The sequence below is a fragment of the Lactobacillus pasteurii DSM 23907 = CRBIP 24.76 genome, assembly GCF_000297025.1.
GTDB lineage: Bacteria > Bacillota > Bacilli > Lactobacillales > Lactobacillaceae > Lactobacillus > Lactobacillus pasteurii.
This window is the reverse complement of sequence record NZ_CAKD01000021.1, coordinates 136,851-162,716: the sequence shown is the minus strand read 5'-3', so window position 1 is coordinate 162,716 and position 25,866 is coordinate 136,851. Positions and strand designations below refer to the sequence as shown.

At 37.9% G+C, this 25,866-nt stretch carries 28 protein-coding genes; 23 read left to right on the top strand and 5 right to left on the bottom strand.

Translation table 11 applies throughout. From position 1 onward, the window contains the following. Positions 1-25 precede the first annotated feature (25 nt). The 14 genes from upp (at position 26) to BN53_RS05810 (ending at position 10,330) form a co-directional block, all read left to right on the top strand. Positions 26-655 carry a uracil phosphoribosyltransferase gene (upp, locus tag BN53_RS05870; RefSeq protein ID WP_009560014.1) on the top strand — a complete coding sequence of 210 codons (630 nt, stop codon included), beginning with the start codon at positions 26-28 and terminating at the stop codon, positions 653-655. Positions 656-773: 118 nt separating this feature from the next. Then, positions 774-1,487, top strand: a complete 714-nt coding sequence (atpB, locus tag BN53_RS05865; RefSeq protein ID WP_009560013.1) for a F0F1 ATP synthase subunit A — start codon at positions 774-776, stop codon at positions 1,485-1,487. 17 nt (positions 1,488-1,504) lie between these two features. Continuing rightward, positions 1,505-1,729, top strand: coding sequence for a F0F1 ATP synthase subunit C (atpE, locus tag BN53_RS05860; protein WP_009560012.1), 225 nt, complete (start codon positions 1,505-1,507; stop codon positions 1,727-1,729). 33 nt (positions 1,730-1,762) lie between these two features. Beyond that, on the top strand, positions 1,763-2,269 hold the full coding sequence (atpF, locus tag BN53_RS05855) for a F0F1 ATP synthase subunit B (RefSeq protein WP_009560011.1): 507 nt from the start codon (positions 1,763-1,765) through the stop codon (positions 2,267-2,269). Beyond that, positions 2,269-2,817 carry a F0F1 ATP synthase subunit delta gene (locus BN53_RS05850; protein WP_009560010.1) on the top strand — a complete coding sequence of 183 codons (549 nt, stop codon included), beginning with the start codon at positions 2,269-2,271 and terminating at the stop codon, positions 2,815-2,817. Before atpF ends, BN53_RS05850 begins: the two co-directional genes overlap by 1 nt. A gap of 15 nt (positions 2,818-2,832) precedes the next feature. Then, the gene (gene atpA / locus BN53_RS05845) at positions 2,833-4,344 is read left to right on the top strand and encodes a F0F1 ATP synthase subunit alpha (protein ID WP_040537341.1); all 1,512 of its coding nucleotides are present in this window, start codon (positions 2,833-2,835) and stop codon (positions 4,342-4,344) included. 10 nt (positions 4,345-4,354) lie between these two features. Next, positions 4,355-5,317 (top strand): F0F1 ATP synthase subunit gamma, encoded by a 963-nt coding sequence (locus BN53_RS05840; RefSeq protein WP_009560008.1) that lies wholly within the window; start codon positions 4,355-4,357, stop codon positions 5,315-5,317. A 19-nt stretch (positions 5,318-5,336) separates the two neighbouring features. Then, a complete protein-coding gene (gene atpD / locus BN53_RS05835; RefSeq protein ID WP_009560007.1) occupies positions 5,337-6,776 on the top strand; it encodes a F0F1 ATP synthase subunit beta in 1,440 nt (479 codons plus the stop codon). Between the two features lie 11 nt (positions 6,777-6,787). Beyond that, positions 6,788-7,222, top strand: a complete 435-nt coding sequence (locus BN53_RS05830) for a F0F1 ATP synthase subunit epsilon (protein ID WP_009560006.1) — start codon at positions 6,788-6,790, stop codon at positions 7,220-7,222. A gap of 50 nt (positions 7,223-7,272) precedes the next feature. Beyond that, positions 7,273-7,503 carry a DUF1146 family protein gene (locus BN53_RS05825; protein WP_009560005.1) on the top strand — a complete coding sequence of 77 codons (231 nt, stop codon included), beginning with the start codon at positions 7,273-7,275 and terminating at the stop codon, positions 7,501-7,503. An 82-nt stretch (positions 7,504-7,585) separates the two neighbouring features. After that, positions 7,586-8,575 (top strand): rod shape-determining protein, encoded by a 990-nt coding sequence (gene mreB / locus BN53_RS05820; protein WP_009560004.1) that lies wholly within the window; start codon positions 7,586-7,588, stop codon positions 8,573-8,575. Between the two features lies 1 nt (position 8,576). After that, positions 8,577-8,879, top strand: a complete 303-nt coding sequence (yidD, locus tag BN53_RS09440) for a membrane protein insertion efficiency factor YidD (protein ID WP_081495932.1) — start codon at positions 8,577-8,579, stop codon at positions 8,877-8,879. Positions 8,880-8,891: 12 nt separating this feature from the next. Then, a complete protein-coding gene (locus BN53_RS05815) occupies positions 8,892-9,119 on the top strand; it encodes a DUF2969 domain-containing protein (RefSeq protein WP_009560003.1) in 228 nt (75 codons plus the stop codon). Positions 9,120-9,139: 20 nt separating this feature from the next. Continuing rightward, a complete protein-coding gene (locus BN53_RS05810) occupies positions 9,140-10,330 on the top strand; it encodes an FtsW/RodA/SpoVE family cell cycle protein (RefSeq protein ID WP_009560002.1) in 1,191 nt (396 codons plus the stop codon). 64 nt (positions 10,331-10,394) lie between these two features. Here BN53_RS05810 and BN53_RS05805 read toward each other — a convergent pair whose 3' ends face one another. From BN53_RS05805 to rpsD, 5 genes are all read right to left on the bottom strand, one after another. Continuing rightward, on the bottom strand, positions 10,395-10,856 hold the full coding sequence (locus tag BN53_RS05805; RefSeq protein WP_009560001.1) for a universal stress protein: 462 nt from the start codon (positions 10,854-10,856) through the stop codon (positions 10,395-10,397). 47 nt (positions 10,857-10,903) lie between these two features. Continuing rightward, positions 10,904-11,185: a hypothetical protein gene (locus tag BN53_RS09930; RefSeq protein WP_009560000.1), complete on the bottom strand. Its 282-nt coding sequence runs from the start codon at positions 11,183-11,185 to the stop codon at positions 10,904-10,906. Positions 11,186-11,499: 314 nt separating this feature from the next. Beyond that, positions 11,500-12,801: a replication-associated recombination protein A gene (locus BN53_RS05795; protein ID WP_009559999.1), complete on the bottom strand. Its 1,302-nt coding sequence runs from the start codon at positions 12,799-12,801 to the stop codon at positions 11,500-11,502. Further along, entirely contained in the window at positions 12,798-13,271 is a 474-nt protein-coding gene (locus BN53_RS05790; protein ID WP_009559998.1) for a YueI family protein, read from the bottom strand. Before BN53_RS05790 ends, BN53_RS05795 begins: the two co-directional genes overlap by 4 nt. A gap of 78 nt (positions 13,272-13,349) precedes the next feature. Then, a complete protein-coding gene (gene rpsD / locus BN53_RS05785) occupies positions 13,350-13,961 on the bottom strand; it encodes a 30S ribosomal protein S4 (RefSeq protein ID WP_009559997.1) in 612 nt (203 codons plus the stop codon). A 284-nt stretch (positions 13,962-14,245) separates the two neighbouring features. Between rpsD and ezrA the strand changes: the two genes are divergently transcribed. The 9 genes from ezrA (at position 14,246) to BN53_RS05740 (ending at position 25,831) form a co-directional block, all read left to right on the top strand. Next, positions 14,246-15,961: a septation ring formation regulator EzrA gene (gene ezrA / locus BN53_RS05780; protein WP_009559996.1), complete on the top strand. Its 1,716-nt coding sequence runs from the start codon at positions 14,246-14,248 to the stop codon at positions 15,959-15,961. 81 nt (positions 15,962-16,042) lie between these two features. After that, on the top strand, positions 16,043-17,200 hold the full coding sequence (locus tag BN53_RS05775) for a cysteine desulfurase family protein (RefSeq protein WP_009559995.1): 1,158 nt from the start codon (positions 16,043-16,045) through the stop codon (positions 17,198-17,200). A gap of 4 nt (positions 17,201-17,204) precedes the next feature. Next, positions 17,205-18,425, top strand: coding sequence for a tRNA uracil 4-sulfurtransferase ThiI (thiI, locus tag BN53_RS05770; RefSeq protein WP_009559994.1), 1,221 nt, complete (start codon positions 17,205-17,207; stop codon positions 18,423-18,425). 59 nt (positions 18,426-18,484) lie between these two features. Further along, positions 18,485-19,201: a pseudouridine synthase gene (locus tag BN53_RS05765; RefSeq protein WP_009559993.1), complete on the top strand. Its 717-nt coding sequence runs from the start codon at positions 18,485-18,487 to the stop codon at positions 19,199-19,201. A 304-nt stretch (positions 19,202-19,505) separates the two neighbouring features. Further along, the gene (locus BN53_RS05760; RefSeq protein ID WP_009559992.1) at positions 19,506-22,145 is read left to right on the top strand and encodes a valine--tRNA ligase; all 2,640 of its coding nucleotides are present in this window, start codon (positions 19,506-19,508) and stop codon (positions 22,143-22,145) included. A gap of 1 nt (position 22,146) precedes the next feature. Continuing rightward, positions 22,147-23,415, top strand: coding sequence for a bifunctional folylpolyglutamate synthase/dihydrofolate synthase (locus BN53_RS05755; RefSeq protein WP_009559991.1), 1,269 nt, complete (start codon positions 22,147-22,149; stop codon positions 23,413-23,415). Continuing rightward, on the top strand, positions 23,396-24,076 hold the full coding sequence (locus BN53_RS05750; protein WP_009559990.1) for an HAD family hydrolase: 681 nt from the start codon (positions 23,396-23,398) through the stop codon (positions 24,074-24,076). The genes BN53_RS05755 and BN53_RS05750 overlap by 20 nt, the downstream gene beginning before the upstream one ends. A gap of 34 nt (positions 24,077-24,110) precedes the next feature. After that, positions 24,111-24,734, top strand: coding sequence for a JAB domain-containing protein (locus tag BN53_RS05745; protein WP_009559989.1), 624 nt, complete (start codon positions 24,111-24,113; stop codon positions 24,732-24,734). A 92-nt stretch (positions 24,735-24,826) separates the two neighbouring features. After that, positions 24,827-25,831 carry a rod shape-determining protein gene (locus BN53_RS05740; protein ID WP_009559988.1) on the top strand — a complete coding sequence of 335 codons (1,005 nt, stop codon included), beginning with the start codon at positions 24,827-24,829 and terminating at the stop codon, positions 25,829-25,831. The last annotated feature ends 35 nt before the right edge of the window (positions 25,832-25,866 follow it).

The following is a 25,866-nucleotide window of genomic DNA, read 5'->3' as shown; positions in this document are numbered from 1 at the left end:
TTAAAATATAGGAGGCAGTAACAATATGGGAAAATTTGTCGTATTGGATCACCCATTGATTCAACACAAACTAACTATTATCCGTCGTAAGGAAACTGGTTCAAACGAATTTCGTCGTATCGTCGGAGAAATTGGTGGATTGATGACCTACGAAATTACTAGAGATTTGCCATTGCAAGATGTCGAAATTGAAACTCCAATTGGCAAGACTGTACAAAAGGAAATCGCCGGTAAGAAGTTGACCATCGTTCCAATTCTTAGAGCTGGTATGGGTATGGTTAACGGTGTGCTTGAAATGATCCCATCAGCTAAGGTTGGTGTTATCGGTATGTACCGTGACGAAGAAACTTTAAAGCCACATGAGTACTTCTGCAAGATGCCAAAAGATGTTGCTGAACGTGAATGCTTGGTTGTTGACCCAATGCTAGCAACTGGTGGTTCTGCAAACATGGCTATCGAAGCTTTGAAGAAGCGTGGCGTTAAGGATATTAGATTGGCAGTTTTGGTTGCTGCTCCAGAAGGCGTTAAGGCAATCCAAGCTGAACACCCAGATGTTGATATTTACGCTGCATCACTTGATGACAAGTTGATGGACAATGGATACATTTTCCCAGGTCTTGGGGATGCTGGTGACCGTTTATTTGGTACTAAGTAAGATTTTTTTGTAAAAGAATTTAGCAAAATCGCTTACATTTTTTCACAAACCCGAATTTAAGTGTTAATATGAAGTACGTGTTCGAGTATTCAACACAAAGAAGGGAGGTCACGAAGTAGTGGAGAAACCATTGGTATTCGAGCTATTTGGCTTGAAATTCGACCTAGTTGGCATCGTAGGTTCAACTTTAATGGCATTGGCCGTTTTGTTTATTTGTATTTGGCTATCAAGGAAAGTTGAAATGAAACCAAACAAAAAGCAGAACGTCTTGGAATACTTGCTAGATTTTACTAATGGCATCGTAAAAGACAATGTTAGTGATGAAGCAGCACAAAAGCACTTATCTTTATATGCTTTTGTATTATTCATGTTCATTTGGTTTATGAACCAATTAGGATTGTTCCTGGAAGTCAAAGTTGGCGAAAATATGTTAATTAAATCACCAACAGCAGATCCAGTAACGACTATGTCGTTTGCAATGATGACTTTGCTTCTATCGTTTACGTTCGGAGTGCAAAGATTTGGTGCGGGTGGATATCTGAAGAATTATTCAGCTCCAGTAGGATTTTTACTACCTGTAAATATTATCGAAGAATTCACCAATTTCTTAACACTTTCTCTACGTTTGTACGGTAATATCTATGCTGGTGAAGTTCTGCTAACTTTGATTGGTAATAACTTGGCTCCAAGTCTTGGTATTCCAACATTGATTTTGGCAGCTCCGTTGGCAATGATTTGGCAAGGTTTCTCTGTCTTCATTGGCTCTATCCAGGCATATGTATTTGTAACACTTTCAATGGTTTACATTGGTAAGAAGGTTACTAAAGAATAATTTTTGGAGGTTTATTTATGTCAGAAGGTTTAAAATATCTTGCTGCTTCTCTTGCAGCCGGTTTAGCAGCCTTAGCTGCATCTATCGGTAACGGCAAGGTTATTTCAAAGACTCTTGAAGGTATGGCTCGTCAACCTGAAAGTGCTGGCAGCTTAAGAGCAACTATGTTTATTGGTGTTGGTTTGATCGAAGCCGTGCCAATTTTGGCTATCGTTGTTGCCTTCTTGATCCTATTCCTGTAATTAAGAGATTAGGTATAGAGAGAAGGGCAGTAAATGACTTTTAACATATTATTTGCAGCCTCAGATATTTACTTAGGTAATACCATTTGGTATTTAATTACCTTTGCCATCCTAATGCTTTTAGTTAAGCACTATGCTTGGGGACCTGTCTCCGAAATGATGGAAAAACGGCGGCAAAAAGTAATCGAAGATCTAGATTCTGCTGCCGATGCACGTAAAAAAGCTGAAATTCTAGCCAATGAACGTGAAGCAGCTTTGAAGAACTCTAGACAAGAGGCAACTAAGATTCTCTCTGATGCAAAAGAAAACGCGCAAAAGACCAGTACTGAAATTGTTACTGCTGCAAATACTGAAGCAGTTTCTATTCGCAAGAAGGCTGAAGCTGAAGCCAAAGTAGCCAAAAGCAAGGCCTTGGAAGATGCTAGACAAGAAGTTGCTAATATTTCAGTTGCAATTGCAGAAAAAGTTATCGCTAAGAATCTATCTGCTGAAGATCAAAAAGATTTGGTCGATCAGTTTATTAAGGGGCTGAATGATTAATGGCTTTAAGTAGAGAAGATATTGCAATGCGATATGGTCAAGCATTGTTTGATTTTGCAAAAGAAAAGGGTTCATTAGACACCGTATATGAAGAATTAGGTGAGTTACGTTTAGCTATAAAAGAAAATCCTAATTTCATAACGATTTTAAGTGATCCAATAGTTAATAGTGCAGAAAAAAGAAATATCCTTGATGCAATTATCGAGAATTTCTCAGCTGAATCAAAAGAATTTTTGCACTTATTGTTGACTTATAATCGTTATAGCGAATTGCTCGAAATCATTGAACATTTTTGCAATTTATATGATGAAAAGAATTTGATTGCAAGAGGAACTGCAATTACTGCAGTTAAGCTTGATGAAGATCAATTGGCTAGATTGGGGCAAGGTTTTGCTAAGCGCTACAACTTAAGCAGTGTACGTCTAGAGAATCAAGTTGATCCTAGTATTTTAGGTGGCGTAATCCTTCAAGTTAAGGATTTAGTGATCGATGGCTCGGTTCAAAACCGTTTGCAAAAGATCCGGACGCAATTAATGAATAAAGAATAAAAAGAGGTGAAACCATTGAGCATTAAAGCGGAAGAAATTAGCTCTTTGATCAAGCATCAACTTGAACATTATGATGATCAACTTGATGTAAATGAAGTTGGTATCATAACTTACGTTGGTGATGGTATCGCCCGTGCTCACGGATTGGACAATGTTCTTTCCAACGAGCTTTTAAAATTTGATAATGGTTCATACGGTATTGCTCAAAACCTTGAGAGCAACGATGTTGGTATTATCATTTTAGGACCATTCGACAACATCCGTGAAGGTGACCGTGTCCAAAGAACTGGTCGTATCATGGAAGTTCCTGTTGGCGAACAAATGATAGGTAGAGTTGTTAACCCATTGGGACAACCTGTCGATGGTCTTGGTGAAATTAAGACTGACAAGACTCGTCCAATTGAATCACAAGCTCCAGGTGTAATGGATCGTCAATCTGTTAATGAACCATTGCAAACTGGTATTAAGGCTATCGATGCCTTAGTTCCAATTGGTCGTGGTCAGCGTGAATTGGTTATCGGTGACCGTAAGACTGGTAAGACCAGCTTGGCTATTGATACAATTTTGAATCAAAAGGGCAAGGACGTAATTTGTATTTACGTTTCTATTGGTCAAAAAGAGTCAACCGTTAGAACTCAAGTTGAAACTTTAAAGCGGTTTGGTGCAATGGATTACACCATTGTTGTTGAAGCTGGTCCTTCATCACCTGCACCAATGCTTTACATCGCTCCATATGCTGGTACAGCTATGGGTGAAGAATTTATGTACAATGGTAAGGATGTATTAATCGTATTCGACGACCTATCTAAGCAGGCTGTCGCTTACCGTGAACTTTCCTTGCTTCTCCGTCGTCCGCCTGGTCGTGAAGCTTACCCTGGTGACGTTTTCTACTTGCACTCAAGATTGCTAGAACGTAGTGCCAAGTTGAGTGATAAATTAGGTGGCGGTTCAATGACTGCTTTGCCATTTATCCAAACTGAAGCCGGAGATATTTCTGCATATATTCCAACCAACGTAATTTCAATCACTGATGGACAGATCTTCTTACGGAGCGATTTGTTCTTTGCTGGTACTCGTCCAGCTATCGATGCGGGTAACTCAGTTTCTCGTGTTGGTGGTAGTGCACAGATTAAGGCAATGAAGAAGGTTGCTGGTACTTTGCGTACTGACCTTGCTGCTTATCGTGAACTTGAAAGCTTTGCTCAATTTGGTAGTGACTTAGACCAAGCTACCCAAGCTAAGTTGAACCGTGGTCGTAGAACTGTAGAAGTATTGAAGCAACCACTTCATGATCCAATTCCAGTTGAAAAGCAAGTCTTGATTTTGTACGCTTTGACACACGGATACCTTGATGCAATTCCAGTTGAAGATATTGCAAGATACGAATCTGAATTATATGACAACTTTGACAATAGTCATGATGATTTGCTTCAACACATCAGGGAAACTGGTCAATTGCCAGATGAAGCTGACTTGCAAGCTGCTCTTAAAGAATTTAACGACAGTTTTTCACCAAGTAATAATTAGGAGGTAGATTATGCCTGCATCTTTACTTGAGTTGAAGAAGAAGATAGCTTCAGTTAAGCAAACTGGAAAGATTACTGAAGCCATGAGAATGGTTTCAGCATCTAAGTTGAATCAAACTGAAAAGCATGATAAAGGTTATACAATATATAACGATCATGTGAGAAAAACTTTATCTAATTTGATGAGTTCTCAAGTGGTAGATCACCTTCGCGAAAAGAATATCGCAATTGATGAGAAAAATATTGCTAAGTTGAATTATGCAAATGTATTTGGCTTAGGAATTACCGCTGATTTGATTCAACAACGTAAACATGTCAAATCTACTGGTTATTTAGTTGTTACTGGTAACCGTGGTTTGGTTGGATCTTACAATAGTTCTGTTATCAAAAACATGATGGGATTATTTGAAGATTCCAAGGCCGAAGATAAGGAAGTTAAAATCTTGGCTGTTGGCTCTGTTGGAGCACAATTTTTCAAGAAGAACAATTTGAATGTCGTATATGAAAATGACGATATTTCAGATGTACCTACTTTTGATCAAGTGTTGCCAATTGTCTCAACTGCTATCAAGATGTACATGAATGGTGTCTATGACGAACTTTACGTTTGCTACACTCACCATGTAAACTCCTTATCATCAGCTTTTCGTGTTGAAAAAATGTTGCCAATTGTCGACTTAGATATTGGTATCAAAGAAGCTGAAGCACATAAACGTTTAGAGTACGATATCGAACCAGATATCAGTAGCGTTTTAACATCCTTGTTGCCACAGTATGCTCGTTCAACCATCTATGGTGCGATTTTGGATGCTAAGACAGCTGAACATGCCAGCTCTATGACTGCCATGCAAGCTGCTACTGATAATGCAAATGAATTGGTCGATACTTTAACTACAAAATTGAATCGTGCAAGACAGGCACAGATCACTACTGAAATTACTGAAATTATTAGTGGTGCAAATGCCTTAGAATAATGAAAAGGAGGTAGATGTTTTGAGTAAGGGTGAAATCGTTCAAGTTATCGGCCCAGTTGTCGATGTAAAATTCCCACTTGATAAAGAACTCCCTGACATTAACAATGCGTTGGAAGTTCAAATCTCAGACAAGGAAAGCATTACTCTTGAAGTTACTCTTGAACTCGGTGATGGTGTTTTAAGAACCATTTCAATGGAATCTACCAATGGACTCAGAAGAGGTATGACAGTACTAGATACTGGTAAGCCAATTTCAATACCGGTTGGTGAAGACACTTTAGGTAGAGTTTTCAACGTTTTAGGCCAACCTATTGATAATGGACCAGAATTTCCAGCAGATCATCCTCGTGAGGGTATTCATAAAGAGGCACCAAAGTATGACGAATTAACCACTAGTAGAGAAATTCTTGAAACTGGTATAAAGGTTATCGACTTACTTGAACCATACGTTCGTGGTGGTAAAGTTGGTTTGTTTGGTGGTGCCGGTGTTGGTAAGACTACTATTATTCAAGAGTTGATTCACAATATTGCCCAAGAACACGGTGGTATTTCCGTATTTACCGGTGTTGGTGAAAGAACCCGTGAAGGTAATGATTTATACTTCGAAATGAAAGCATCTGGCGTTTTAAGCAAAACTGCCATGGTCTTTGGTCAGATGAATGAGCCGCCTGGTGCGAGAATGAGAGTTGCACTTACTGGTTTGACTTTGGCTGAATACTTTAGAGATGTTGAAGGACAAGATGTGCTTTTGTTCATCGATAACATCTTTAGATTTACTCAGGCTGGTTCAGAAGTTTCCGCATTGCTTGGTCGTATGCCAAGTGCCGTAGGTTACCAACCTACTTTGGCTACTGAAATGGGTCAATTGCAAGAACGTATTACTTCAACTAAGAAGGGTTCTATTACTTCTATTCAAGCCGTATACGTTCCAGCTGACGACTACACAGACCCAGCTCCTGCGACTACTTTCGCTCACTTGGATGCAACTACTAACTTGGAAAGAAGTTTAGTAGAACAAGGTATTTATCCAGCCGTTGACCCATTGGAATCATCTTCAAGTGCTTTGGACCCAGAAGTTGTAGGTCAAGATCACTATGAAACTGCTACTCGAGTACAACACGTTCTTCAAAGATACCACGAATTACAGGATATTATTTCTGTTTTGGGTATGGATGAATTATCTGATGAAGAAAAATTGATTGTTGCTCGTGCACGTAAGGTTCAATTCTTTTTGTCACAAAACTTCTTCGTTGCCGAAACATTTACAGGCGTTCCTGGATCATATGTTCCAATCAAGGAAACTATCAAGGGCTTTAAGTTGATTTTGGATGGTCACTTAGATGACCTTCCAGAAGATGCCTTCCGTGGTGTTGGTCCAATCGAAGACGTGCTCAAGAAGGCAAAAGAAATGGGCGTGACTCCAAGTGATCCGGAAGCTCAAGCATTATTAGAAAAGTAAGGTGATGTCCAATGGCAGAACCAGAAAGACTAATTGAAGTGCATATCGTTACGCCTGATGGCTTGATTTATTCACACTTTGGTCGGATATTGAATATTCGAGCAATAGATGGTCAAAGAGAAATTCTTTACAATCACTTGCCAATTTTGACCCCATTATCAATTGGTGATGTCAAAGTTACAAGAAGCCAAGCTAACAATGGTGTGGTTGATCATATCGCCATTAGTGGTGGTTACGTTGAATTTTCGGATAATGTTGCTACAATCATTGCTGACACGGCTGAAAGAGCAAGAAATATCGATGTTTCGCGTGCTGAAGCAGCTAAAGCTCGTGCTGAAAAGCGCATGCAAGAAGCTCGTGAAAAACATGATCAACAATCATTTGATCGTGCTGAGATTGCGTTGCGTAGAGCTGTGAACCGAATTGATGTTTACAACAGAAGATAATAATAATGGTCTGGAGATTATTCTTCAGGCCATTTTTTGAAAGGAAATTTATGTTTCAACTTGGAATCCATGCTGCTTTGAGTATTTTTATCTATTTGGTAACGGTAGGACTATCATTTCAAGCTGTTAAATCCTTGCGACTAGAGAAATTTATCACTAAGGGTAGAATATTTGAGGCGAGAATTTTAATCATTTTTACCGCGATTGCATTGGGCTATTTAGTCGGAACTTTTGTGATAACATTTATTGATACATCGATGCAACTTAGCAATCTATTTTAAGGATTGGTAAAAACACTTTGGACATGTTCAAGGATTTATAAAGTATGGTAGAATTAATCAAGAATGATAGGGAGGTCTATTTGTGGCACGAGATATTGGAATAGATCTAGGGACAGCTAACGTTTTAATTAATGTCTCTGGAAAAGGTATTGTTTTAAATGAACCATCAGTTGTAGCTGTTAACACGACAACTAATAAGGTAGTAGCTGTAGGTAGCGAAGCATATGAAATGGTTGGTAGAACTCCAGGCAATATTAGAGTTATTCGACCATTAAAAAACGGCGTAATAGCTGATTTTGATATCACTGAAGCAATGCTTTCATACTTCATTGAAAAATTGAATGTAAAAGGCTTTATGTCAAAGCCAAACATTTTAATTTGTGCGCCAACTGGCGTTACTTCAATTGAACAAAAAGCAATTATTCAAGCAGCAGAAAAATCAGGTGGCGGAAAGGTCTACCTTGATTTTGAGCCAAAGGTAGCAGCTGTGGGTGCAGGACTGGATATATTTAAGCCTCAAGGCAATATGGTAATTGATATCGGTGGTGGTACTACTGACGTAGCCGTATTATCTATGGGTGAAATAGTTACATCAAGCTCATTGCGCTATGCTGGCGATAGTATGAATCAGGCAGTTATTTCTTATATTAAGAATAAGCATAATTTATTGATTGGTTCAAGGACAGCTGAAGAAATCAAGATTGAAATCGGTAGTGCATTTGAGCCAGATCCAGATTTATCAATTACTGTTCGCGGTAGAGATGTTGTAGATGGTTTGCCAAAGCAAACTACAGTAACAGCTCCAGAAATTCAAGAAGCCCTTCACGATGGCTTAATGTCAATTGTAGCTGCAACCAAGAAGGTATTAGAAACAACTCCACCAGAACTTTCTGCAGATATTATTGATCGCGGTATTATGCTTACTGGTGGTGGAGCACTTTTGAAGAATATTGATAAATTGATATCTTACTATCTTCAAGTGCCAGTTCTTACAGCAGACCATCCTTTAGAAGCAGTTGCTTTGGGAACAGGTACTTTGCTGAAGAATATTGAAAAGCATCAACATCGCTAAAATGAGAAGATTACTGAATAGATTTTTTATTTTATTAGTAAGATTCTATCAAAAAGGAATCTCACCACTTTTGCCGGATTCATGTCGGTATTATCCAACTTGTTCAAATTATATGTTGGATGCATTAAAGAAACATGGCCCATTTTTTGGACTCATAATGGGGGTATCACGTATAATAAGATGTAATCCATTTATACGTGGAGGCGTGGATCCGGTACCAGATAATTTTACTATCTTTAGAAATCCTCACCCTGAGGATTATGAGGATCCAATTATCGCAAATAAATTTCATCCCAAGAGGTAAGTAGGAGAAGTTATGTCTAAGAAAATTGAAAACATAGATGTCGAAGTTAATGAACTTAAGGGTAAAAGTATCCCTACCTGGGAAGTGATTATCCCTAATAAAAAATCCATCGGAATCATTGAAAAGGTAGAAAACCGCTACCGTGCTACAACTACTAAATCAAATAATGTGTTGTACGCTAAGAGTCTAGAGGGCTCAATCAATGATTTGCTTTCATACTTCGCTCTACATGAAAAATAAAATTGAGTAGTGATTAGTGAATGGCACAAGTAGAAAATAAGACAAGTTTAATTGATAGGATTGCGTGGAATATCATTGGCCCAGTTTTTTTGCTGGCAATGATAGGACTATATTCGATATATGTAGCAGCTACCGGTGATTCCAATGTAGGGACACCTTTAAGAGCGACAGTAATGCAGGGAGTGTGGTACGCAATTTCAATAGTTATCGTGATTTTTGTGATGCAATTTGATGCTGAACAATTGTTTCGAATTGCACCATATGTTTATGCTTTAGGAATATTGCTCTTAATTGCAGTGCTATTCTTGTATAACCGGGAAGTAGCCGCAAGTACAGGTGCGAAAAGTTGGTTTAAATTAGGACCATTAACATTTCAGCCTTCTGAAGTAATGAAGCCGGCATTCATTTTAATGTTGGCAAGAATAGTTCATAATCATAATCAGACTTATGAACACACTGTAAGAAACGACTGGATCTTGATTGGTAGAATTTTGCTTTGCTTATTGCCAGTAGCAGTATTGTTAAAATTGCAAAATGACTTTGGTACCATGTTGGTATTCTTTGCTATGGTTGGTGGGATAATTTTGGTTTCAGGAATAACCTGGAAGATTATTATTCCAACCTATGGTTTTGTAATTTTGCTTGGCGGCGTGGTAATCTTTTTGGTTACGACGACTGTAGGTAAGCAATTTTTGAGTCATTTTTTTCATGCTTATCAGTTTGAAAGAATCAATTCATGGCTTTCTCCATCAAGCAGTACCTCTGATAGTGCATATCAATTGTGGCAGAGTATGCAGGCAATTGGCTCAGGACAAATTTTTGGCAATGGTTTTGGCAAAATTAGCGTTTATGTGCCGGTTCGTGGATCGGATATGGTTTATTCAGTAATTGGAGAAACATTTGGCTTTGTTGGTAGTGTAGCTGTAATTTTGATCTATTTGTATTTGATTATTCAAATGGTAAAAATTACTTTCGATACTGGGAATGCATTTTACTCATATATTTCAACTGGGGTTATCATGATGATCTTATTCCACGTGTTCGAAAATATCGGTATGAGTATAGATCTTCTACCTTTAACGGGTATTCCTTTGCCATTTATCTCTCAAGGTGGATCAGCCTTGATTGGTAATATGGTCGGAATAGGGATGATCTTGTCAATGAAATTCCACAACAAAGATTACATCTTTAGTACAGCTGGAGATTTTTAATAAAATAAAAAGAGGGTTGATAATCGACACTGATATGTCGGTCATCAACCCTCTTTATTTGTTTTTAGATACCGGCAATTCCGGTTTCTTTGGTCCGGCAAACCAAAATATCGCAATCTGCTGTTCTAGTTACGTATTCTGTAACACTACCGATTAATAAACGTTCAACGGCATTTAATCCTGTAGCACCAATAACGATTAAGTCAATCTTATGCTTCTTAGGAAAATCGTGAGCGATAATAGTTTTAGGTGATCCGAATTCGATATGATAGCGTACGTCTTCAAGACCAGCGGACTTTGCACGCTCGTAATAATCTTCCATTTTCTTTTTGGCATCTTCTGAAACTTGTTCTACCATTGCAGAATCGAAACTTGAAACATTTTGGAATGAACGAGTATCAATTACATGAAGGATTTCTAAACTTGCATTATTACGTTTTGCAACAGCAACGGATTTACTAAAAGCAAGGTCAGCTTCTTTGGATCCATCGACAGAAACTTGAATATGTTTATATTGTGAACTCATTTTAAGCACCTCTTCCTTAATTCCATTTTACCAAATTTGTTGCAAGATTAATCATTCTTTTTATTAATTAATAGACCAAAAATAAGGATTGTCAATGAACCAAGCGCAAGTGTGATTAGATTCAAATATTTATTAGCGACAAATAATAGAACAATTCCCAATAAACTTTCCAAAAAAAGCGAGATAGAAGTGACTTTAAGTACCATTGCTAGCCGAGGATCACTGCCGACATCGTAGATGATAAAATGACCATTGCGTCGATGCCACATATACCAGGAGGTGAGCAATAGAACTAGGATAAAGATTAACATAAAAATTTTGATTACCAATTTTTTCACTCCATAAAAAAACGATCCCAAAGGGACCGTTTGTTAAAATTCTAAAGAAATCTGAGTTAACCGAACATAGCATAATGACGCTTGTTGAACCCGCAGTGTTCAAATCTTGAGTTAATATCGCAGCGAATATGGATCCTGAGACGAGCCAGTATTCCGATTCGGATGTTATTTATTAACTCCCACGTCTTATTGTTTGATCGGTCAACTTTATACATTTAAGCTTGTCGATCAACTCAGATCACTATTATAATACCCAATGTAGCTAGGCTTGTCAAGAAATATGAAAGCGCATTTATCAAAATGCGCTATTTTTGCTTAAGCCCGTCGCTCTGCATCTTTTTGAGGGTCGCATATTGATTCTTTAAGGCAGTTTCTATCTTGGAATTTCCTTTTGGCAGGAAGTACTTATGGTTCATTAATTTCGTTGGCAAATACTGCTGTGGAACCCAATCGTTGGCATAATCATGTGGATAGATATAGCCCACGCTGTGTCCTAATTTCTTTGCACCGGCATAATGACCATCTTTTAAAGAATCAGGGATATCCAAAGAAGATTTATTGACATCAGCTAAAGCTGCATCGATTGCACTGATTGCGCTATTGCTTTTAGGTGACAGACAAAGTTCAATGACTGCATTGGCTAATGGAATTCTAGCTTCAGGAAAGCCGATCGTTTGTGCAGCTTGAATTGCTAAAAAAGCGTGTTGAACAGCAGCTGGATTGGCTAGTCCGATATCTTCATACGCAATGACTGTTAATCTGCGACAAATTGAAATTAAGTCGCCAGATTTAATCAAATTAGCTAGATAGTATAAGGCAGCGTCTGTATCTGAGCCTCTGATCGATTTTTGAAAAGCTGATATGAGATCATAATGGCTGTCGCCATCAAGCGAGAAGTTCTGACTTCTGACTTGAATAGAATTTTCAATTTCTTCTTCTGTTAGGGTGATACTTGACAGATCAAGCCCCTTATTTTTTTGCTCTTGAACAGTAGAAAGGGTGGCAAGTTCAAGGCCGTTGAGCGTAGCACGCAAATCACCGTTCCCTTTGCTGATTAAAAGCTCCCTAGCTTGATCAGTCAGAGTAACGTTATATTTACCAAGTCCATTGATAGAATCGCTTAGTGCGCGATCTATTGCTTTAGAAGCATCTTCTGGAGCAATAGGTTTTAATTCGAAAATTTGACACCGAGATCTAATAGCAGGAGAGGTGGAAATATATGGATTTTCTGTTGTCGCACCAATTAGGATGATTCGACCAGATTCTAGCGATGACAAAAGAAAGTCTTGTTTAGGTTTATCTAATCGATGGATTTCATCTAGTAATAAGATAACTGTTCCACTTAATTTTGCTTCTTCAGCTACTTCTTGTAATCTTTTTTTGCTATCAGTGGCCGCATTTAGCATTCTGAAGGCATATTTCGTACTTCCGGCGATTGCTGATGCGATACTAGTTTTACCAATGCCAGGAGGGCCGTAGAGAATCATTGAGGATAATAGCTTAGCTTCTACCATTCGACGAATTATTTTTCCAGGCCCAATAAGATGTTCTTGGCCAACCACATCATCAATATTTTGGGGGCGCAGGCGATATGCTAAAGGTCTCATTGTTTATCACCTGAAAATAGTCGCTTGAAAAAGCCTATCTTTTTCTTTGCAGGCTGAGCTAATTCGGTCTTAGGCATTTCTGGAGCGTAGACTTGACCTATTTCAATCCGCATACGATTGATAGCATCTTTAGCCACGACCAAAACAGCAGTAGCTTCTGGGTCAGTTTTGGCAGTCTCATTATTGATCAAAGTAAAAGCGATGTTTTTTTGACTACAAATAGACTCTACTTTATCCAAAAAAGTATTATCGGTGATTTTGCCATTAATCAAAATAGTATAACCAGTGTAGTCGTCGATATGATCAATAAATAACTTTGTTAACTCTGGCTTTTGAGTTTCTGAATTATCCATTCTAACCAATACTCGCTCGCGCAAAGAGCCAAGATAGCGTCTTCTTTCATCTGGTTTGGTTTGCGGGGTAATACCTTGTGCAGCATATTGTGCTCGGGATTGTAAATCATCTTCCATGACTGTACCTCAATCAAAATTATATAAAACAAAAAAGCCTCCAAGAAAGGGAGGCTTTTTTGAAAGAACAGACAAGTATTAAAGTAACTTGTTGTACCATTCAACAACAAGAGCTTCGTTGATGTTTGGTTCCATTTCGTCACGTTCTGGAAGGCGAACTAATGAACCTTCCATCTTGTTTTCGTCGAAAGTTACGAATGAAGGACGTGAAGTAGTTGCTTCAAGAGCGTCCTTAACTTGTGCCAAGTTCTTTGACTTTTCCTTTAAGCTAATAGTTTGACCAACTTTAACTTCGTATGAAGGAATATCAACACGCTTACCGTCAACAGTAATGTGACCGTGGTTTACTAATTGTCTAGCTTGTTCTCTAGTAGTAGCCAAACCAAGGCGGTAAACAACGTTGTCCAAACGACGTTCAAGCAAGATCATGAAGTTAACACCGTGTTCGCCTTCACGGATCTTACCAGCACGAGCAAACATAGTTCTAAATTGACGTTCGTTCAAACCGAACATCCAACGTAACTTTTGCTTTTCGTGTAATTGTTGACCGTATTCTGACAAACGACCACGTTGGTTAGGACCGTGTTGACCTGGTGCGTAGCTACGACGAGCTAATTCCTTACCAGTACCTGAAAGTGAGATACCTAATCTTCTTGAACGCTTCCAACTTGGACCTGTATATCTTGACATAAAAAATCCTCCAATAAAATCTAAAAAAATTTCTGGAGTAAAATATTACAAATAAGTTCAACATTCGTGCATCTTGATTTTCACTTTCACCGATTGCAGCATGGGCTACTCGTTCACTAGTAGCGTATCAAGATGTTGACGTTCTTGTCACTTATAGCTGCAAATATTTTACACGAAGACTATTATAGGTGGCTTTTGAAAATAAAGCAACAATAAAAATTATCTTTTATCCTATTTTCCCTAACAGTTTTGGTATAATTATTGTAGTTTCGGAGGAATAAATAATGTCATCAATTCAGACAATCATTGTAGTAGCAATAATTATTCTAATTGTACTTGTAATAGCGGTTGTGCTTTATATGAATCGCAAGCAACTTAAGGAAATTGAAGCAATTGATAGTGCAATAACTAAATTTCAAAATATGCAGCTTGATCAAGATATCGAGCGATTAGATAAAATGGATCTTGCAGGAGAAAGTTTGACGACTTTGAACACCTGGAGAAAGAGCTACCAGGATTCTGCAACCAATAAGGTACCTAATGCGCAGAAGTTGATTGATACAGCAGCTAACTTCAACGCTTCTTATCACTTGTTTAAGGCAAGAAAAAATATTAAAGAAGCGCAAGAAATAATCAAGCCTGTTTTAGAGGATGCTAAGAATACCAAGGATGTTTTCACAGAATTGCTAGAATCTAATCGTGAAAATCAGGTCCAGTATGACGCATTGCTTAAGAAGTATCGCGAAATGCGAAAGATGGTTTTAGCAGATTCATTTGATTATGGCTCAGCCATTGACCAAATCGAAGATAATTTGGCTGCCATGGAAGGCGATTTTGAAGAAGCTAAGAATTTATCTTCACAAGGTGATCATGTTGAAGCTAAGCGTGTTTTATCCAAAATTAAAATGGATCTAGCCAATCTAGAGAATGAATTGCCAAAAATCAAAGACGCACATCACCAACTAGAGACTGTTTTCCAGGATCAAATCAGAGAACTAACTTCAGCATATAAACAGATGGTAGTTGAGCGCTACGCAATCACTGAGATTAATTTCCTTGATGAAATTAGAAATATTCAAGATGATATTGATTCAGCTCGAGCATTGCTGAGCGAATTGAAGATTCAATCTTTTACTAAGGAAATTAAAAAGATTGCTGCTAAGATTGATCATTTATACAGTATTTTGGGCAAAGAATACAAGGCACGACCATTTGTCGAAAAGAATCGCGAAAAAATGTTTACGCTGATTTCTCGCCAACAAGCAGCTTCTCAAAAATTAGTTGAAAAGTTGCGTCATATTGATGAAAGCTATGAATTAACGCATGGGGAATTAGATAAGAGTAAGCATTTGACTCGCGAGATTGATGAAATGAGTCATCAATATACGATTGATACTCAAAATATTGCGGATGGTAAGGGAGTATATTCGCAAATTCAAGATTCTTGGATTGCTATGATCGATCGCTTGCGCCAAATTGCTGCTGAAGAGCAAGAAATGTCAGAAGATGTAGATGGTCTCTACGATTCTGAAAGCGTGGCAGTTGATTCAATTCAACAATTTAAACAAGATGTCTCCTTAGTTTATCGTCGCTTGAAACGTAGACATTTGCCAGGCAATCCAGATAGCTTTGTTCAAATGTACACTTTAGTAGTCAATGAAATTGGCAAAGTGAGTCAAGAATTATCAAACGTTAGAATCAATATGGAAAAAATTTCTGGCGAATTAATTCAAATTTCCGATGATGTTGAGCGCTTGAAGCGGGAAACTGACGATATTATCAACTCAGCAAATTTAGTTGAATTAACGATGACGTATTCAAACAAATTTACTGAAAATGGAATTATCCAAAAGGCTCAAAAGGATACGATGAAGTTATATCAAGAAGACTATAACTACAAAGAAGCTTTAGATACAATTGCTACAGCAATCGAAAAAGTTGAGCCTGGTTCATATCAAAGACTTGAAAACGCATATTATTCTGAGCTCAATAACAAATAATTGATGCTTTAATATTTTTAAGTTACAATTTATAAGTTACTAAACGGTCGTATGGCCGTTTTTTTAAAGGGGTAATGCAGAGTGATTTATTTTGACAATAGTGCTACAACTAAAATTGACCCAGAAGTACTTTCTACTTATACCAAGGTAGCAACTGATATTTGGGGCAATCCGTCCAGTTTGCATAAACTAGGCGATCGAGCTCACCAAATGTTGGAAGCTTCTAGAAAGCAAGTCGCATCTTTATTAGGTGTAAAGCCGCATGAAGTATTTTTTACTTCAGGTGGAACGGAATCAAATAATACAGCGATCAAGGGAACAGCCTTTGAAAAGCGTGAATTTGGTAAGCATATTATCACCTCAAGCGTTGAACATGCATCAGTTGCTAATGCTTTTAATTCTTTAGAAAAACTGGGTTTTCGTGTAACTAGATTGCCAGTTGATAAGCAAGGAAGAGTAAATGTCAACGATTTGCGTCAAGCAATCGATTCTGATACTACTTTGGTATCGGTTATGGGCGTTAACAATGAAATTGGAGCAATTCAGCCAATTGATGAAATTAGTGATTTGCTAGAGAATTATCCAACAATTCACTTCCACGTTGATAACGTTCAAGCTTTAGGTAAGGATATCTGGGAGCGAGTTTTCACTCCTAGAGTAGACTTGACTAGTTTATCAGCTCATAAATTCCATGCACCACGCGGAATCGGCGTTCTTTACAAAAAAGAAGGCAAGATGTTGATGCCTCTTAATGATGGTGGAGGCCAAGAAAAGGGATTGCGTTCAGGTACAGAAAATTTGGCTGCAATTGCTGCAATGGCTAAAGCCATGAGATTGGTTTTGACCGATGAATCGCAAAAAGCAGCTAAGGAACAAGCAATTAAAGATAAGATCTTGTCATACTTGCAAACTAAGCCAGGCATCGATATCTTTTCTCCATCTAATCCAGATTTTGCTCCACATGTTTTGTGCTTTGCATTAGAAGGAATCAGGGGCGAAACTCTAGTACATACTCTTGAGAGTAGAGATATCTTTACTTCAACTACTTCTGCATGTGCTTCAAAGACTGCTGATGAAGCAAGTACCTTGGTGGCAATGCATGTAGATGATAAAATAGCAACGAGTGCAATTCGTTTGAGTTTTGATGAATCAAATACAATGCAAGAAGCAGATAAATTTATAGCAGAATTTGATGATATTTACCAACATTTTGCCAAGATTAACCATTTAGGAGAATAATAGTATGGTCCAATATACAGAAGTTATGGTCCGCTATGGCGAACTATCGACTAAGGGAAAGAATAGAAAGGATTTTATTGGCAAGTTAGCTGCTAATGTAAATCGCGTGTTAAAGGATTTCCCAGAAATTGAAGTTCATCCAAAGCACGACCGCATGCACATTACTTTGAATGGAACTCCATTTGAAGTAATCGATGAAAAATTGAAAAAGGTTTTTGGAATACAAACATATTCCCCAGTAATAAAAACAGAAAAAAGTCTCGAAAGCATTAAAGAAACTGCATTAGAAATTATGCAGGCTACTTACGAGGCAGGGATGACTTTCAAAGTAAATACTAGACGTAGTGATCACAAGTTTGAATATGATACTAATCAATTGAATTCAATCATCGGTGATTACATTTTTGAAAAGATTCCAGGAATCAAGGCTGAAATGAAGCACCCAGACTTAGTTTTGCGAATTGAAGTTCGACAAGATGCGGTTTATATTTCAAATCAATTGCTTCATGGTGCAGGTGGTATGCCAGTTGGTACTGCCGGCAAGGCTGTAATGATGCTTTCAGGTGGTATCGATTCTCCAGTTGCATCATATCTTGCACTAAAGCGTGGGGTAGATATTGAAATGGTTCACTTCTTTAGTCCTCCATACACTACTGAAAAGGCCTTAGCTAAGGCGAAGGAATTGACTGGGGTTTTAGCAAATTATGCTGGTAAGATTAACTTTATCGCTGTTCCATTTGCTGAAATTCAAGAAACAATTAAAGAAAAGCTTCCAGAAGGCTATTTGATGACTGTTCAACGTCGTTTTATGCTTAGACTTGCTGATATTATTCGTGAAAGAAGAGGCGGTTTGGCAATCTTCAACGGTGAATCAGTTGGACAAGTGGCTTCACAGACTTTGGAATCAATGGTTGCAATTAATGATGTAACTACTACTCCTGTTTTGCGTCCAGTTGCTACAATGGATAAGACTGAAATTATTAAATTGGCAGAAAAGATCGGAACCTTTGATTTGTCAATTGTTCCATTTGAAGATTGTTGTACAATTTTTGCTCCACCAAGACCTAAGACTAAGCCAAAGCTTGATAAGGCACGCAAGTATGAATCATATTTGGATGTTGATGGCTTAATCCAAAGAGCTTTGGATGGAATTGAAATCACCGCTATCTATCCAGATCAAAAATTCATCGATAATCAATCTAGCGAAGACGCAGATTTATTGTAATTGAAGACGTTAGTAGGATCGACTACTAACGCCTTTTTACTAGATTAAAGGTTATAATTATGCGATTAGATAAGTATCTTGCCAACATGAAAGTTGGATCAAGAAAAGAAGTTCATAAATTGCTTAAGGAAAAGCGCGTATTAGTTGATGGACAAGTTGTCCTATCAGCCAAAATGCAATTAGCAGAAAATGCAAACGTTCAAGTAGATGGAAAAGATATTTCCTATCAGCAATATCATTATTTCTTGATAAATAAACCTCAAGGCGTAATTTCAGCTACAAATGATCCAAAGCAAAAAACGGTATTATCTTTATTAAAAGAAGAGGATCAATATCGAAATTTGGCTCCAGTAGGAAGATTAGATAAGGATACTACAGGATTTTTGCTGATCACTAATAACGGTGACTTGGCTCATCAATTGCTTTCGCCCAAAAAGCATGTCGAAAAGGTTTATGAAGCCACAGTGGCAGGGATGGTGACTGCGCAAACAATCAAAAATTTTGCTCAAGGAATTGAAATGCGCAATGGAACAAAGTTTAAACCTGGAAAGCTAGAGTTAATTGATCAAGATGCTGAAAAAGGCACTTCTAATGTCAGAATTACAATTAGCGAAGGTAAGTATCATCAGATTAAACGCATGTTTTTATCTCAGTCGATGGAAGTTTTGCGTTTGCACCGCTTAGCAATGGGAGATTTTTGGCTAGATGAGTCACTGGATTTTGGCCAATATCGAGAAGTAAGCGAAGATGAAATCAAAGAGCATTTTGGATACTAGAAAGGGCTTCAAAACTAAATCTGACTTTTTTCTTAATTCAAATCATGCTATAATCTTGGCAAGGCAAAAATCAAGAGGTATCAGTTTAATTTACAGAGAATGGTCAAAATGCTGAGAGACCTAGAAACCGTTATGTAGCTTGATTGCCGATTAGCTGAACCACATTTCAATAGGTTAATCCGGTCAGTAAGCGCCGTTATCGCTTAAGAGAGGGGCAGGCATAGTCTGCCCAAATTAGGTGGTACCGCGGTTAATAAATCGTCCTAGACAAAATTGTCTAGGACTTTTTTTATGGAGGAATTTTATGACAGAATTAGCACCTAAATACAACCCAAATGAGGTTGAAGCAGGTCGTTATCAAACTTGGCTTGACCAAGATTTATTTAAGCCATCTGGAGACAAGAAGGCACATCCATTTTCAATCGTTATCCCCCCACCAAATGTAACTGGTAAGTTGCACTTGGGTCACGCATGGGATACTGCAATTCAGGATACTTTGATTAGATACAAGCGTATGCAAGGTTTCGATACTTTGTACTTGCCAGGTATGGACCATGCCGGTATTGCTACGCAAGCTAAGGTTGAAGCTCGTTTACGTGAACATGGCTTAGATCGTCACCAATTAGGTCGCGAAAAGTTCTTAGAGCAAGTTTGGGGATGGAAAGATGAATATGCAAACATCATCAAAGGCCAATGGGCAAAGATGGGACTTTCATTGGACTACTCTCGCGAAAGATTTACTTTGGATGATGGTTTGTCAAAGGCTGTTCGCAAGGTCTTTGTTCAACTTTACAACGAAGGCTTGATCTACCGCGGCGAATACATTATTAACTGGGATCCAAAGCTAGAAACTGCTTTGTCAGATATCGAAGTAATTCATAAGGATGATAAGGGTGCATTCTACCACATTAAGTATCCATTTGCAGATGGTTCAGGCTACGTAGAAATTGCAACCACTCGTCCGGAAACTATGTTTGGTGATACAGCTGTTGCTGTTGCACCTGGAGATGAGCGTTATAAAGATTTAGTTGGTAAGGAATTGATTTTGCCAATCGTTGGTCGTCATATTCCAATTATTGAAGACCAACACGTTGATCCAGAATTCGGAACTGGTTTGGTTAAGATTACTCCAGCTCACGACCCTAACGACTTCTTGGTTGGTAATCGTCATAATCTTGAAAGAATCAACGTTATGAACGACGACGGCACAATGAACGAAAAGGCTGGCAAATACGCTGGTATGGATCGTTTCGACTGCCGCGAAAAGTTGGTTGAAGATTTGAAGGCAGAAGGTTACTTGATTAAGATTGATCCAATCGTTCACTCAGTTGGTCACTCTGAAAGATCAGGCGTTCAAGTTGAACCTCGTTTATCTAAGCAATGGTTCGTAAAGATGGAACCATTAGCTAAGCGAGTTCTTGAAAATCAAGAAACTGATGGAAAAGTAAACTTTGTACCAGAAAGATTTGAATTAACTCTTAAGCAATGGATGGAAAATGTTCATGACTGGGTTATTTCACGTCAATTATGGTGGGGACACAGAATTCCAGCTTGGTACAACAAGGAAACTGGTGAAACTTATGTTGGCCTTGAAGCTCCAAAGGATGCAGAAAACTGGGAACAAGATCCAGATGTTTTGGACACTTGGTTCTCAAGTGCTTTGTGGCCATTTTCAACTTTAGGTTGGCCAGATGAAGATTCTGAAGACTTTAAGAGATACTTCCCAACAAATACTTTGGTTACTGGATATGACATTATCTTCTTCTGGGTATCAAGAATGATCTTCCAAAGTCTTCACTTTACTGACAAGCGTCCATTTAACGATGTTGTTCTTCATGGTTTGATGCGTGATCCAGAAGGAAGAAAGATGAGTAAGTCTTTGGGCAACGGTGTTGACCCAATGGATGTTGTTGAAAAGTATGGTGCTGACTCATTGCGCTGGTTCTTGCTCAACGGTACAGCTCCTGGTCAAGATACTCGTTATGATCCTAAGAAGCTTTCAGCTGCTTGGAACTTCATTAACAAGATCTGGAATGCATCACGTTTCGTAATTATGAACTTGCCAGAAGATGCTGAACCTGCTCATATGCCAGATACAAGCAAGTTTGACTTGGCAGATAGCTGGATCTTTGATCGATTGAACCACACCGTTAAGGAAGTAACTCGTTTATTTGACGAATACCAATTTGGTGAAGCTGGACGTGAAGCTTACAACTTTATTTGGAATGACTTCTGTGACTGGTACATTGAAATTAGTAAGGTTGCTTTAAACGGCGATAATGAAGATTTAAAGAAGAGAAAGCAAGATAACTTAATCTGGATTCTTGATCAAATCTTGCGCTTGTTGCACCCAGTTATGCCATTTGTTACTGAAAAGCTTTGGCTATCAATGCCACATGAAGGCAAGTCAATCATGGTATCAGAATATCCTACTGTTCACCTAGAATTTGACAATGTTAAGGCTGATGAAGATATGGCATTCTTGATTGAAGTAATCAAGGCTGTAAGAAACATCAGAATGGAAGTTAACGCTCCAATGGCTTCTAAGATCGACATCTTGATTCAATTAGATGATGAAAAGAATAAGCGCATTTTGGAAGAAAATACTAGCTACGTAGATAGCTTCTTGCATCCAAAAGACTTGACTGTAGCTGCTAAAATTGAAGCTCCTAAGCTTGCTAAGACTGCAGTGATCGCTGGTGCACAAATCTTTGTACCACTAGCTGAATTAGTTAATGTTGAAGAAGAAATTGCTAAAATGCAGGCTGAAGAAAAGCGCTTGATCGCAGAAGTTGAACGAGCAGAAAAGAAGCTTTCAAACCAAGGTTTCGTTGCTCATGCACCTGAAGCAGTTATTGCAAAGGAAAAGGAAAAGAAGGCTGATTACGAAAGTCAATTAGCTGGAGTTAGAGAAAGAATTCAAGAGTTGAAAGAAAGCAAGTAACGTGAAATTTAAAACGGCCAAGGACGTTATTTCATATTTGTATGCTTTGCCCCATTTGCATCCGAAAAATGATTTGAGTTTTATCAAAAAGGTTTTACAAGAATTGGGCAATCCCCAAGATAAAGTAAAAACCTTGCATGTTACGGGTACAAATGGAAAGGGCTCAACTTCCTACTACCTAAGTAATTTACTCAAAAAGGCCGGTTTAAAAACCGGTCTTTTTGTTTCACCATATATTTTGGAATTCAACGAGAGAATTCAAATTAATGGACAAAATATACCAAATGAAGAGTTAGTAGAAGTAGCAAATCAAGTTGAATTAGCGATTGAAAAAATTAGAAGAACTGAGTCAGATTTTTCATTAGTAACCTTCGAATACGAAGTTGCAATGGCATTTCTGTATTTTGATCAAAAAGATTGTGATTATGCCGTGATTGAAGTTGGAATAGGTGGCCAGCATGATAAGACTAACGTCATAGATCCTGAGGCCAGCATCATCACCACAATCGGCTTAGATCATGAAAAAATTATCGGCCCAACCATTAAAGATATTGCTCAAGAAAAAAGTGGCATTATTAAGCAAAAAAAGCCAGTTGTAGTTGGAAATATTCCGTCTGAAGTATTATCGATAATTCAAGCTAAAGCTAGCCAGGAGAAGGCAAAATTATATCGTTTAGGTGAAGATTTTAAAATTGATGATGATGGAAATTATCAATTTGAATCTTACAAGTTTAAATTTATGCCTAGACCAAAAGTCGAAAATTATGATATTGCGCTAGCAGTCACTACTTTTTTATTGCTAAAGATTGATTTGACTAGCTCAATGATTCAACAAGCAATTGATGAGACTGTAATACCTGGACGCTATCAAATAATTAATCAGCAGCCGACTATAATTTTAGATGGGGCACATAATGTGCAAGCCATGCAGAATCTGTTGACTTTTTTGCACCAAACAAAAAATTATCGAAAAATCAAAATATTGATTACAATTATGAAAGATAAAGATATTTTAGATGTCTTTGGACTATTTGATCAGCGGGATGAAGTTTTTTTGACTACGATTCCATATGTTCGAGCAGCTAAAAAGGAGGACTTTCCTGATGAAATAATAGCTAAATATAGCTATTTTGAGGACTATCAAACAGCTTTTTCGAAATTACGGGATAGTTTACAAAAAGACGATATTTTGCTTGTAACAGGATCATTTTATTTGGTTAGTGCAATTTTGAAATTTGAGAGGTGCAGTAATGAAAGTCAAAAACATTGAACCTGAAATTAAAGGGATAATTTTTGATATGGATGGTTTGTTGGTTGATTCCGAAAACCTTTATTGGAAGGCAAACATTATTGCAGCCAAAGAGGCAAATTTGGGAATTCCTGAAGATTCGTATCTTAAGCTAGCGGGTGCAACTGTTCGTGAAATGGAGAACTTTTATCATAAGTATTTTGATACGGCTGAAGAACGAGATCGTTTTATCAAAAGAACAGACGATTTAGTTTGGCAATGGACTGATGAAGGAAAGCTTCAGTTGAAGCCTGGCGTTCAAGAAGCATTAGACAAGTTTCAAGAATTAGGCTTGCATATGGCAGTTGCATCTAGCAATTATGATAATGTCGTTCAACATGTTTTATGGAATACTGGGATTCGCAATTATTTTGATTTTTATCTTAGCTATAAAGATGTGCAAGAAGGTAATTTACAACCTAAGCCGGCAGCTGATATTTATTTAAAAGCAGCTGAAAAGTTGCATATCGAAAAAGAAAACTTATTAGCATTCGAAGACTCGCCAACGGGAGTTCAAGCTGCGAAAAATGCCGGCATAAAGGTAATAATGGTACCAGATTTATTGCAGCCTAATGAACAAGATAAAAAGAATGCAACTATGATTTGCGACAATCTTTACCAATTCTTAAGAAATATTTTTTGATTTTTTGCGTATTTAGTAATTGAGGAGGTTTTTTATGAATAATTTACAAACTAATCAATTTAAGCTAAGTACGGATGTTGAATTGCTAGGTCAGGTGATCTACATACTTCAGGATAAAGGAGTAGACACTTTGACTAATTTGACGGATAAGTTGGAATCAAAAGGAATATCTTCTTTTGAACAGTTAATGAATTATGCGACTGGTCCAGATTGTGACTTAGAATTAGCTGCTGGAATTGAGGAATTGCTAGATCGGTTGAGATCAGCTGAGCCAAAGAGAAAGCCGGTATTCGGCTCTAGCAATGAGGTTGGAATTTATTTAGCTAATAAATTAACTGGTAGAAAACAAGAAGAATTTTGGGCTTTTTATTTGGATAATGCTAGCAAAATTGTTGCAGAAAAAATGATTTCTAAAGGGACGCTAGATCGCTCTTTTGCTCACCCTAGGGATGTCTTTCGCTGGGCAGTAATGTTTAACTGCTCCGGGATTATCGTCTGCCACAATCACCCTAGTGGTAGGCTTGAGCCATCCAGTAGCGATTTAAAGCTTACTTCAGATTTGATTGAAGCATCCAAGTTTATGAAGGTAGATTTGATCGATCATTTCATTGTTGGTAAGGGCAAGTATTTTAGCATGCGCGAAAACGATATCTTTTAATTTTTATAAAATTTGTTCAAAAAGCTGTTTTACCTTTAGTTTATGCTATAATTATTCAAGATTTAGAGTCAGGAAATTAAGGAGAGATTTTTGTGTTTGGATTAGGTACAAAAAACATTGGTATTGACTTAGGTACAGCCAATACACTCGTTTACATGGAAGGCAAGGGCATTGTATTGCGCGAACCATCAGTAGTTGCAAAAAATACCCAGACTGGTGAAGTAATTGCGGTTGGTTCAGAAGCAAAAGAAATGATTGGTAGAACTCCGGGAACTATTAGAGCAATCCGCCCTATGAAAGACGGAGTTATCGCAGATTACGATACCACTGCTTCAATGTTGAAGTACTTTATGGAAAAGACAGTAGGCAATTCTAAGCCATCAGTGATGATCTGTGTTCCATCAGGCGTTACTGAAGTTGAAAAGCGTGCAGTTATCGATGCTGCTCGTGTTGCAGGTGCTCGCGAAGCATTTGTAATTGAAGAACCGTTTGCTGCAGCTATTGGTGCTGGACTACCTGTAATGGATCCAACTGGTTCAATGGTTGTTGATATAGGTGGTGGTACTACTGATGTTGCAACTATTTCATTAGGTGGTATCGTTTCGTCATCATCAATTCGTCAAGCAGGTGACAAGTTCAATACTGCAATCATCAATTACGTTCATTCTAAGTTCAATTTGCTTATTGGTGAAAGAACTGCAGAAGATATCAAGATTCAAATTGGTTCTGCTTCAGTTGAAAAAGCCAAAGAAATTGAAGCTATGAATATTCGTGGTAGAGATTTAGTTACTGGTTTGCCAAAATCAATTGAAATTGAAGCTAGCGATGTAGCTTCAGCAATTCAAGATGTTGTTCAAGACATTATTGTTGCAATCAAGGAAACCTTGGAACAAACTTCACCTGAAATTGCTGCCGATGTTATCGATCACGGTATTGTTTTAACTGGTGGTGGTGCTTTGCTTAAGAACCTTCCAGAAGTTATTTCAGAAGCAACTAAGGTGCCAGTGTTTATTGCACAAGATCCACTTGATTGTGTAGCAATCGGTACAGGCGAATCTCTTAAGAATATTGAAGTAATGCGTCGAAGTCGTAAATAGCAGGAAAACCGGCCGGTGCCGGTTTTTGTATTTAT